The sequence below is a fragment of the Streptomyces lushanensis genome (assembly GCF_001700515.1).
Taxonomy (GTDB): Bacteria; Actinomycetota; Actinomycetes; order Streptomycetales; family Streptomycetaceae; genus Streptomyces; species Streptomyces lushanensis.
On the sequence record NZ_MAUD01000165.1, the window covers coordinates 1 to 10,468 of the forward strand.

Consider the following 10,468-nt stretch of genomic DNA (forward strand, 5'->3'; position numbering starts at 1 on the left):
GTGCCCGCGCTCTCCGCCTCGGCGAGCTGGAGTGTCGCGGTGAGATTGCCGGGCAGCCGGGCGAGCACCGCGCTGATCTCGTCCACCGAGCCGTACCGCGCCACCACCGTCACCGGACCGAAGCACTCCTCCAGCAGGAGATCGTGCGGTCCGTCCTTGGTGAGCAGTTCGGCGGGCAGGGAGAGGAAGCCCGCGCTGACGGTGTGCTCGCCGCCCGCGCCGGGTGTGATCGGCGCGTCCACGTCCGGGAGCGCGGCCCGGTCCCGGACGCCCGCGACGAAGGCGTCCCGCATCCGGTGGTCGAGCATCACACCGGGCTCGGTCTCGCTGACGGCGGCGGTGAGGGAGGTGACGAGCCGGTCGCCCGCCGCGCCCGCCGGGGCCAGGACGAATCCGGGCTTGGTGCAGAACTGCCCCTCGCCCAGGGTCATCGAGCCCGCGAGCCCGGCACCGATCTGCTCGGCGCGCTCCTCGGCCGCCGCCTCGGTGATCACCACCGGGTTGAGTGAACCCAGCTCGCCGTGGAACGGGATGGGCGTGGGCCGGGCCGCCGCCGCGTCGAAGAGGGCGCGCCCGCCGCGTACGGAACCGGTGAAGCCGGCCGCCGCGACCAGCGGGTGCCTGACCAGCTCGACGCCCGCCTCGAAGCCGTGCACCACGGTGACGACGTCCTCGGGCAGTCCCACCCGGGCCGCCGCCCTGCGCAGCACGGAGGCGCACAGCTCGGAGGTGGCGGGATGGTCGGGATGCGCCTTGACGACCACCGGGCAGCCCGCCGCGAGCGCGCTCGCGGTGTCCCCGCCGGGCACGGAGAAGGCGAGCGGGAAGTTGCTCGCGGAGTAGACGGCGACCACACCGAGCGGGATCTTCCAGCGGCGCAGGTCGGGCCGGGGCGGAGTGCGGCCGGGATCGGCGTGGTCGATCCGTACGTCGAGGAAGGCGCCTTCCTCGGCGACCTCGGCGAAGGCCCGCAACTGGGCGGTGGTGCGGGCGAGTTCACCGGTGAGCCGGACCGGTCCGAGCGCGGTCTCGGCGTCCGCCGCCTCGATGACGTGCTCGCCGGAGGCATCGAGCAGATCCGCCGCCGTACGGAGCAGGGCGGCGCGGACGGTACGGTCGGCGAGCGCGCCCCTGGCGGCGTGCGCGCCCCGCACCACGCGGTCGACCTCCTCGGCCGTGGCCTCGTGCGCGACCTGTTCACGTGGCTTCCCCGTTCGGGGGTCGACACTCCAGACTGGTGCTGCTGCCACCGCGGCTTCCTTCCCTGCCGACTGCCACCCATCGGAACTTGTTCGGTATTCTGAACGCAGTTCTTGACAGTGAATTCGTAGGGACTCTATTTCCGCGCGTTCCGTGTGGTCAAGAGTGGTCCGGAAGGCGAAAAGGGGCGAAGACGATGTCCAGTGCGGCGGGTGCGTCGAATACATCGGGTGCGGAAACCGGTGGTGCGGGCGGCGCACAGGTCAAGTCGGCCGTGCGGACGGTGGAACTGCTCGAATACTTCGCGGGACGCCCCGGTATGCACTCCCTCGCCGCCGTCCAGGAGGCGGTCGGCTACCCCAAGTCCAGTCTGTACATGCTGCTGCGCACGCTGGTGGAGCTGGGCTGGGTGGAGACGGACGCGACGGGCACGCGGTACGGCATCGGCGTACGGGCCCTGCTGGTCGGCACCTCGTACATCGACGGCGACGAGGTCGTGACCGCCGCCCGGCCCACGCTGGACCGGCTCTCCGACGACACCACCGAGACCATCCACCTCGCACGTCTCGACGGCACCAATGTCGTCTATCTCGCCACCCGTCAGTCGCAGCACTATCTGCGGCCCTTCACCCGGGTCGGGCGCAGACTCCCGGCCCACTCGACCTCGCTCGGCAAGGCGCTGCTCGCGACGCACAGCGACGAGCAGGTGCGCAAGATGCTGCCGGAGACGATGCCGGCGCTGACCGAGCACACCATCACCGACCGCGAGAAGCTCATCGAGGAGCTGCACACCGTACGCGAGCAGGGCTTCGCCGTGGACCGCGAGGAGAACACCCTCGGGCTGCGCTGCTTCGGTATCGCGATCCCGTACCGGACACCGGCGCGCGACGCCATCAGCTGCTCGGTGCCGGTGGCGCGGCTCACCCCCGGGCATGAGCAGATGATCAAGGACGCGCTGTTCGACGCACGCGACCGGCTGACGCTCGCGACCCGGCGGCTGTGATGAACGACCGGACACGGCGGTGGTCTGCCTGCTGATGGTGCTCGCCCCGCCGGTACGCCCGGTCCCCCCGCGGCGGCAGGCGAGAGGGGACCGGGCGGGATCACATCCCTACGCGCTCTGCGCCGCCGCCTCCTCCGCCGTGATGCGCGGCCTGACGGCGGCCGTCCGCCGGGCGGTCCGTCCCGCCGGGGCGGACACCGGGTCCGCCGGGCGCCGGGTGTGCCAGTCCGTCACGGCCTGGTAGGCGGCGGCGACCTCCAGCAGCCGGTCCTCCTCGTACGGCTGGCCGCCGATGATCACACCGGCCGGAATCCCGGACGTGAAGCCCACCGGAAAGGCGATCTCCGGCAGTCCGAGGATGTCGAACGGCACGGGCCCGGTCTGGAGCAGCACATCGCAGCGGGCCATGACGCCGTCCAGCACCTCGCGCAGCAGATGGTTCTTGGCGCGCTGGGCCGTGATCCACTCGTCGCCGGAGAGCATCAGCCCCTGGAGCCAGCTCAGCAGGGAGACACCGAACTTGGCCGGGTCCTCCCGCAGCCAGTACCGGAACGGCTCGGTCCGCTCGGACAGCCGCGCGTCGTTGAACGAGCCGGTCAGCAGCGACCAGTCGGCCGGATAGGTGATGTCGACCAGTGTCACGCCGGAGATGGAGTCCAGCTTGCCGAGAAACGCCCCGCGCACCTCGGCGGCGGAGCCGAGGAAGTCCGCGGGCACCCCGATCCTGGTGGCCCGGCGCAGCCTCACCCTGCCGCGGGAGACGACCGGAGTCGCGGCCCGTACGAGATCGGGGACGGCGGGCAGGCCGAGGGTACGCGGATCGTTCGGATCGGGGCCCGCCATCACCGCGAGCATCAGGGCCGCGTCCATCGCGTCGCGCGCCAGCGGTCCCGGGTGGTCACGGGTGTAGGAGAGCGGGATCACGCCATGGGCGGAGACCCGGCCCATGGTCGGTTTGAGCCCGGTGAGATTCTGCCGGTTGGAGGGCTGGACGATGGATCCGCCCGTCTGCGTACCGATGGAGGACGAGGCCAGACGCCCGGCGACGGCGCAGGCGGGGCCGGTGGAGGAGCCGCCCGGATCGGTGGCCGGGTTCTCCGGCGTCCAGGCGTTGACGGTGGTGACGGTTCCGTTCGGGGTGGTCGCGCGGGTGGTGGCGAGCGGCCCCATCTGCCCCTTGCCCAGCACGATGCCGCCCGCGGCGGTGAGCCGTGCGACCGCGGTGGCGTCGTGGTCGGGGACGAAGTCCTCGAAGATGAACGAGTTGCAGCGCGTCGGCACCCCGCGCGTGTAGTAGTTGTCCTTGACGCAGAGCGGGATTCCGCTCAGCACTCCGCCTCTTCCGCCGCTCCGGTCGGCCTTGCGCGCGGCGGCGAGCGCGCTCGCGCCGGTCACCTCGGCGTACGCCTGATAGGTGGAGTCGTAGGTCTCGATGCGGTCGAGGTAGGCCTCGACCAGGGTGGTGGACGTCAGCTTGCGGCGGCTCATCAGGACGGCGGCCTCGGCGAGCGTCGCCTCGGTGGGATCGCGGCGTGCCGCGTCGCGCACCTCGATGTCGGGAAGGTACGGCTTGCGGCCGGACGGGCCGGTTGAGCCCGTGGAGGACGGCGTGTGCGCGGCGGCGGGGGCCGCGAGGGCCGCCCCGCCGACGACGGCGCCCGTCGCCGCCGCCGAACCGGCGAGGAAGGCACGGCGGTTGACGGCGCGGCTCATCGTGCGTCCGCCTTTCCGGTCCAGGCCTCGGTGATCGAGGGATAGAGCAGCGGAGGCGCGGCCTGCTGGGCGTAGGCGGCGGCCGGGGTGCCGGTCACCGGCGGCGCCCAGCCCGCGATGGCGGCGGGGCCTCCGGTCACGAAGGAGCGCAGCGAGCGCAGCGCCTGGTCACGGGTGGGGACACCGGTGACGGGGTCCGGCTGCGCGGGCAGCAGATCGAGGTCGACTCCGGCCAGGGCGAGTCTGGTCCGTATGTACGCGTCCAACTGCTCCTGAGTGGGCGGCTGAGGCTGGCTCAAAAGAACCTCCGGGAAGGTGCGTGCCGTGCGGGGGGTGCGGGCGTGACTCCATCAGCCGCCGATGACTGCCCCATTGAGCACGTGCTTCACGGCTGTTACATCGAACGCACCCCGCACCGCCTTCCGCACCCTCCTCGCACGCCCAGGACCTGGCACTACGCCCGGCACCGCGCCTGCCGTCACCTCACATGAGCAACTGCTCGACGGGGTCGATCGCGAAGTACACGAGAAACAGCGCCGCCGTTCCCAGGAGCAGCCAGTGCACCTCGCGCGCCTTGCCCAGCACTGTCTTGATCAGGACGTACGCGATGAAGCCGGCGCCGATGCCGTTGGTGATGGAGTAGGTGAAGGGCATGACGGCGATCGTCAGGAAGGCCGGGATCGCGATCTCGTACCTCTCCCAGTCGATGTGCCGCACCTGAGTCATCAGCAGGAAGCCCACCACGACCAGCGCCGGGGCCGCCGCCTGCGCGGGCACCACCAGGGCGAGCGGTGCGAGGAAGAGGGAGAGTCCGAAGAGGGCGCCGGTGACCAGGGAGGCGAAGCCGGTACGGGCGCCCTCGCCGACGCCCGCCGCCGACTCGATGTACGAGGTGTTGGACGAGGCGGAGGCCGCGCCGCCCGCCACCGCCGCCGCGCCGTCGATCAGCAGGACGCGGCCGAGACCGGGCACCTTGCCGTTCTCGTCGAGGAGTCCGGCCTCGGTGGAGACCCCCACGACCGTGCCCATGGTGTCGAAGAAGTCGCTGAGCAGGAGTGTGAAGACGAGCAGGACGAGCGTGATCACACCGATCTGCTCGAAGGCGCCGAAGAGGCTGAAGGAGCCGACGAGCCCGAAGTCGGGTGCGGCGACGAGGTCACCGGGCACGGACGGCACGGTCAGTCCCCAGGCGGCGGGCGCGACATCGGCGGTCTCGTTGACGACGACGGCCACGACGGTCGTCAGCACGATACCGATGAGGATCGCGCCCCTCACCTTCCGCGCCACCAGCGCGACGGTCAGCAGCACACCGAGGCAGAAGACCAGGACGGGCCAGCCGGAGAGCTGTCCCGAGGCGCCTAGCTGCACCGGTACGGAACCGGTCTCACCGGGGATACGGGTGACGAAACCCGCGTCGACGAAGCCGATGAAGGCGATGAAGAGCCCGATGCCGACGCTGATGGCCTGCTTGAGCGCGTGCGGAACGGCGTGCATGACCGCCTCGCGCAGCCCGGTCAGGACCAGTGCGCAGATCACCAGCCCTTCGAGGACGATCAGTCCCATCGCGTCGGGCCAGCTCATCAGCGGCGCGAGCTGGAAGGCCACGACGGCGTTGAGTCCGAGGCCGGCGGCGACGGCGAGCGGCAGATTGCCGCCGAGGCCCATGATCGCGGTCATCACGGCGGCCACCAGCGCGGTGGCGGTGACGAGCTGGGGCCCGGAGAGCTGGGCGCCGAACTTGTCCTCGGCGCCGCCGAGGATGATCGGGTTGAGTACGAGGATGTAGGCCATCGTGAAGAAGGTGGCGAAGCCGCCGCGTATCTCACGTCCGTACGTCGAACCGCGTTCGCTGATCCTGAAGTAGCGGTCCACGGCGTCGCGTCGCCGTCCGGCGGCGCTCCGCGGTGTCTCTGGGGACTGCGGGGTCCGGTCCACGGTCTGGCCTGACATGGGGCTCCTCTTGCCGACGACGGTCGCGGGGGGTAGAGGGATTGTGCTCCTGTCAGGGACAGTTCAGGTTTTCGCCGTGTTAACGAACCCGCCGTCACCGGCCCCGCCGCCGACCGTCCCGCCCCGGCGCGGGACGGGTCTGAGGTGCCTCACACGCGAAAGTAGGGCGATCGCCCGATGCGGCCACCCCGTCCTCAGCCGCCACCCTGACGCCGTGTCCGTGGTGGACGCCATGACCCGGAGGAGCAGACATTGGGTGCGGGGGTGGGAGGCGTGCTGCGGAACCGCGACGCCGGGCTGTATCTGTCCGGTGTGGTGGTGTCCGGTTTTGGTACGTCCGCGATGTGGCTGGTGGCGGGCGTCTGGGCCAAGTCGCTGACCGGTTCGGACAGTCTGGCCGCGCTCACCGTCTTCGCGATGTGGGCGCCGACGCTGGCGGGGCCGCTGCTCGGGACGGTCGCCGACCGGGTGCGCCGCAGACCGCTGCTGATCGGCTGCAATCTCGCCATGGCGGTGCTGCTGCCGCTCCTGTTCGCCGTCGACGCGGCGGACCGTGTCTGGCTGCTCTACTCCGTGCTGTTCGTATACGGGGCCGCCGGGGTCGTCCAGGACGCGGCGGAGACGGCCCTGGTCGCCACGGCCGTCGACAAGCGGCTGCTGGGCGACTTCAACGGGCTGCGGATGACGGCCAACGAGGGCATGAAGCTGCTCGCGCCGCTCGCGGGGGCCGGTCTCTACGCCCGCTTCGGCGGCGCGCCCGTCGCCCTGCTGGACGCGGTCACCTTCGCGCTGGCCGCCGGGTGCTTCGCGCTGATGCGGGTACGGGAGGAGCCGCCGCCGGCGCCGCGGCGCGCCCAAGGGCGGCTGTCGGAGACCGCCGAGGGCTTCCGCCTGCTGCGGGCGACTGCCGCCCTGCGTCCGCTCGTGTTCGGCGCCGCGGTCACGATGCTGCTCGCCGGGATCAACGGCGCGGCAATCTACGCGGTCGTCGACCGGGTCCTCGGCCACTCCCCCGCGTACGCCGGTGTGCTGTACGCGGTGCAGGGCGCCGGGTCCGTGGTCATCGGTCTCCTGGCGGGACCGCTGCTGCGCAGGCTGCCGGAGCGGGTGTTCGCCGCGGCGGGCGTGGCGCTGTTCGCGCTGTCGGTCGGGGCGCGGGCGCTGCCGTACGACGCGGTGGCGCTGACGGGCTCGGCGGGTGTCGGGCTCGGGCTGCCGTGTGTGCTGATCGCCGCGCTGACGGCGGTGCAGCGGGAGATCCCCGATCGGGTACTGGGCCGGACGGCGGCGAGCGCCAACACCCTGATCCACGTACCGAACGCGGTGGCGCTGGCACTCGGCGCCGGCCTGATCGCGTTCGTCGATCCCGCCGTCCTGCTGCCGGTGACCTGCGCGGCGGGCCTGCTCACCGCGCTCGCCCTGGCCCGTGGCGGGCCCGCGCCCCGGCCCGCGCGTCCGGCGCGAGCCGGCTCAGCCGAGCTGTGACAGTCCGGCCGCGACCGCCGTGAGATCCGCGTCGGAGGCCAGTCCCGCGTGGTAGAGGCGCAGTTCGGTCGCGCCCAGCTCCTTCGCCCGTACGGCGTCCTCGGCCAGCGTCGCCGGGCTGCCGCCCATCCCGCTGACGACATTGAGGTTGGCGGCGACCACCGGGGACGCGGCGGACACGGCGGACGTGGTGGTGCGCCGCTCCGTGAACGGAGGCAGCACGCTCCCGGCCGCGCCACCGGAGCAGGGCAGGACCACGCCGTCCGCGACACCGAGGATGTGCGCCGGATCCACACCGGCATTGGCACCGGTGTGGTACGGCACCGGGTCGGCGTGCAGCAGCACCTGGAACCCGGGCCCGGCCGCCGCCCGCACCGCCGCGACCGCCGACTCCTGGACCGTACGGGCGATCCCGCCGCGCCAGTCGAGGGTGACGGCGGCGAGGTCCGCGCCGAGCAGCTTCTCGACCCCGGACCAGCCGGCCTCCACGGAGCCGGCGGCCCAGCCGGGCTCCAGCGCGCGCCGTACGGCGGAGGCCAGTTCGTCCGGATCCGCGCCGAGGCCCGCGTATCCCTCCCGGCAGACCGAGCAGAAGCAGAGCGACATCAGATACTGCGCCGCGTCGCCGAGACCCACCCCCGCGATCTTGTCGTGGGCGTGCAGATGGGCGAGTCCGTACCAGCCGCAGGACTCCAGTTCGGTGCCGCGCGCCCCGGGCCGTACGGCGGCCTCCGCCGCCAGCTCGGCCAGATACGCGGCGACGGCGGGCCGTGCGACACAGGGCGCCCAGGGATAGCGGTCGCCGTAGGCGTTGACCACGGAGGTGGCGGGGTGTTCGGCGCCGAGCCGGGAGCTGTGCGCGAGGATCACCCAGGTGTGGACGTCCAGCCCGGCGTCGGCGAGCGCCGCCGCGGCCTCGCCGTGGGCGTCGCCCGGGGCCCAGTCGCCCGCCGGGTACGGGCGCAGCGCGTGGCCCGCCCACCGCGCGGCGTCCGGCGGATAGAGGACGGCGGCGTGCTCGGCGGTGACGACGCGGTGGCGCGGATGACGCGGGGTCAGGGCGCGGGTGGAGTGGTAGGCGGAGGCGAGGGTGACCTGCTGGACTCCGAGGTCCGCGATCCTGGCGGCGGCGTCCGGATCGCCCACCACGTCCCAGGGATAGAGGAAGGCGGAGGTCCTCACAGGCCCGCCTCCGAGCCGTCCGCCGGGCCGTCCGCGGTGCCGTCGGGAAGCAGGGCCCTGCCGCGCTCGATCAGGACGGCGAGCGTCTTGAGATGGTCGGGGAGCGGCTCGCTCAGTGGCGGCCGTACCTCGCCCACGTCCAGCCCGCCGAGCCGTACGCCCGCCTTGACGAGCGAGACGGCGTAGCCGCGGCCGAGGTTGCGCAGCTCGACCAGCGGCGCGTAGAAGCCGTCGAGCAGCCGCTCGACGGTCGTGTCGTCACCGGTGGTCAGGGCGCGGTGGAAGGCGAGCGCGACATCGGGCGCGAAGGCGAAGACGGCGGAGGAGTAGAGGGTGATCCCGATACCGCGGTAGGCGGGACCGGTGAGTTCGGCGGTGGGCAGACCGTTGAAGAAGAGGAATTCGCGGCCGGGCAGCTCGGTCCGTACCGCGCTGACGATCCGCTGCATCAGATCGAGGTCGCCGTACCCGTCCTTGAGGCCGATGACCCCGTCCACCGCGGCGAGCCGGACGACGGTCGCCGGGGTGAAGACGGCGTTGTCGCGCTGGTAGACGATGGTTTCCAGCGAGGTGGCGGCGGCCAGGGCCGTGTAGTGGCGCACCAGCCCCTCCTGGTCGGCGACGACCAGATAGGGCGGCATCGCGAGCAGTCCGTCCGCGCCCTCCTCCTCGGCGATCCGCGCGTACCGGATCGCGAGCGCCGTACCGTATCCGGTCGCCGCCACGACCGGCACCCGGCCGGCGGTCACCTCGACGGCCGCGGCGAGGCAGGCGCGGAACTCCTCCGGGGTGAGGGCGTGGAACTCACCGGTGCCGCAGCACGCGAAGACCGCGGCGGCTCCGGCGTCGACGCCCGCTCCGACGTGCGCGCGGAAGGCGTCGAGGTCGAGGGCGCCGTCGGGCCCGTACGCGGTGACGGGGAAGAACAGCGGCCCGGCCACGCGGGTGAGGCGTGCGGCGAGCGGGGCTGAGGTCACGAGCGCTCCCTTGGCCATGCAGCGAGCGACGACCGCTCGTGCACAATTCTGATCGATGTCCATATCCCTGAACAACGCCACGCTAGGGCAGCCGCGCGGCGCGGGTCAAGACGAGAAACCGCAACTCAGGGACATATTCACCACGCTCACGCCACACTTGACGCTGCCGCCGCCCACTCCTTAGCGTGTCCACGCATGTGAATAATGTCTACGGATCTGAGCTTGCCGAGACCGCTTCCCTGGGATCCGCACCGCGGATCCACGCCCGCCGAGGAGACTTCCCGATGCCCGCACCGCGCACCGTTCTGCTCACCGGCGCCGCCGGCGGCCTCGGCACCCTGATGCGGGGGCTGCTGCCCGCGTACGGCTACGAACTGCGGCTCTTCGACGCCCGTCCCGTCGACGGCGAGCCCGACGCCGTCACCGCCGATCTCGCGGACACGGACGCGCTGCGCGAGGCCGTCCGGGGCGTGGACGCGATCATCCATCTCGCGGGCATCTCGCTGGAGTCCACCTTCGACAAGATCCTGCGCGCCAATGTCCAGGGCACGTACAACCTCTACGAGGCGGCCCGCGCGGAGGGCGTCGCGCGTACGGTCTTCGCCTCCAGCAACCACGCCGTGGGCTTCACCCCGCGCCCCCGGGGCGACGATCCGCTGATCCCCGTCGACACACCGCGCCGCCCCGACACCTACTACGGGCTGTCCAAGTGCTTCGGCGAGGATCTCGCCCAGCTCTACTGGGATCTGCACGGGCTGGAGACCGTCTCCGTACGGATCGGCTCCTGCTTCACCGAGCCCAGCACCGTCCGCATGCTCTCCGTCTGGCTGAGCCCCGAGGACTGCGCCCGCCTCCTCCACGCCGCGCTCACCGCCGAGAACGTGGGCCACACCGTCGTGTACGGCTCGTCGGCCAACACCCGGCTGTGGTGGGACCTGACGAGCCGTACACGACGGTG

9 protein-coding genes are annotated in these 10,468 nt (G+C 72.2%); 3 read left to right on the forward strand and 6 right to left on the reverse strand.

What is annotated here, in order from left to right; translation table 11 throughout:
* The coding region (locus tag BFF77_RS15380) for an aldehyde dehydrogenase family protein (RefSeq protein WP_079125186.1) at window positions 1–1,250 on the reverse strand (1,250 nt) is incomplete at its 3' end.
* A gap of 146 nt (window positions 1,251–1,396) precedes the next feature.
* Between BFF77_RS15380 and BFF77_RS15385 the strand changes: the two genes are divergently transcribed.
* Window positions 1,397–2,203 carry an IclR family transcriptional regulator gene (locus tag BFF77_RS15385; protein ID WP_066949333.1) on the forward strand — a complete coding sequence of 269 codons (807 nt, stop codon included), beginning with the start codon at window positions 1,397–1,399 and terminating at the stop codon, window positions 2,201–2,203.
* 108 nt (window positions 2,204–2,311) lie between these two features.
* On the opposite strand, the gene BFF77_RS15390 is transcribed toward BFF77_RS15385, so the two are convergent.
* The 3 genes from BFF77_RS15390 to BFF77_RS15400 form a co-directional block, all read right to left on the reverse strand.
* Complete coding sequence (locus BFF77_RS15390) at window positions 2,312–3,916, reverse strand: amidase (RefSeq protein ID WP_066949336.1); 1,605 nt, start codon at window positions 3,914–3,916, stop codon at window positions 2,312–2,314.
* Entirely contained in the window at window positions 3,913–4,215 is a 303-nt protein-coding gene (locus BFF77_RS15395; protein WP_066949339.1) for a hypothetical protein, read from the reverse strand. The genes BFF77_RS15390 and BFF77_RS15395 overlap by 4 nt, the downstream gene beginning before the upstream one ends.
* Before the next feature lie 184 nt (window positions 4,216–4,399).
* Window positions 4,400–5,866: an NCS2 family permease gene (locus BFF77_RS15400; RefSeq protein WP_079125185.1), complete on the reverse strand. Its 1,467-nt coding sequence runs from the start codon at window positions 5,864–5,866 to the stop codon at window positions 4,400–4,402.
* 273 nt (window positions 5,867–6,139) lie between these two features.
* Between BFF77_RS15400 and BFF77_RS15405 the strand changes: the two genes are divergently transcribed.
* Complete coding sequence (locus tag BFF77_RS15405) at window positions 6,140–7,351, forward strand: MFS transporter (RefSeq protein WP_245703521.1); 1,212 nt, start codon at window positions 6,140–6,142, stop codon at window positions 7,349–7,351.
* Here the strand turns inward: BFF77_RS15405 and BFF77_RS15410 are convergent.
* Both BFF77_RS15410 and BFF77_RS15415 read right to left on the reverse strand, forming a co-directional pair.
* Entirely contained in the window at window positions 7,337–8,533 is a 1,197-nt protein-coding gene (locus BFF77_RS15410; protein ID WP_066949345.1) for a hypothetical protein, read from the reverse strand. The two genes, BFF77_RS15405 and BFF77_RS15410, sit on opposite strands and share 15 nt — an antisense overlap.
* Window positions 8,530–9,510: a 5-dehydro-4-deoxyglucarate dehydratase gene (locus BFF77_RS15415; protein WP_066949352.1), complete on the reverse strand. Its 981-nt coding sequence runs from the start codon at window positions 9,508–9,510 to the stop codon at window positions 8,530–8,532. The genes BFF77_RS15410 and BFF77_RS15415 overlap by 4 nt, the downstream gene beginning before the upstream one ends.
* 284 nt (window positions 9,511–9,794) lie before the next feature.
* On the opposite strand from BFF77_RS15415, the gene BFF77_RS15420 reads away from it, so the two are divergent.
* Window positions 9,795–10,468, forward strand: a 674-nt coding sequence (locus BFF77_RS15420; protein WP_066949347.1) for an NAD-dependent epimerase/dehydratase family protein, incomplete at its 3' end; no start/stop codon positions are given.

Excerpts from the sequence above, each read along its gene's own strand:
- BFF77_RS15390 (WP_066949336.1), bottom strand. The coding sequence starts at position 3,916 with ATGAGCCGCGCCGTCAACCGCCGTGCCTTCCTCGCCGGTTCGGCGGCG.
- BFF77_RS15400 (WP_079125185.1), bottom strand. The coding sequence starts at position 5,866 with ATGTCAGGCCAGACCGTGGACCGGACCCCGCAGTCCCCAGAGACACCG.
- BFF77_RS15385 (WP_066949333.1), top strand. The coding sequence starts at position 1,397 with ATGTCCAGTGCGGCGGGTGCGTCGAATACATCGGGTGCGGAAACCGGT.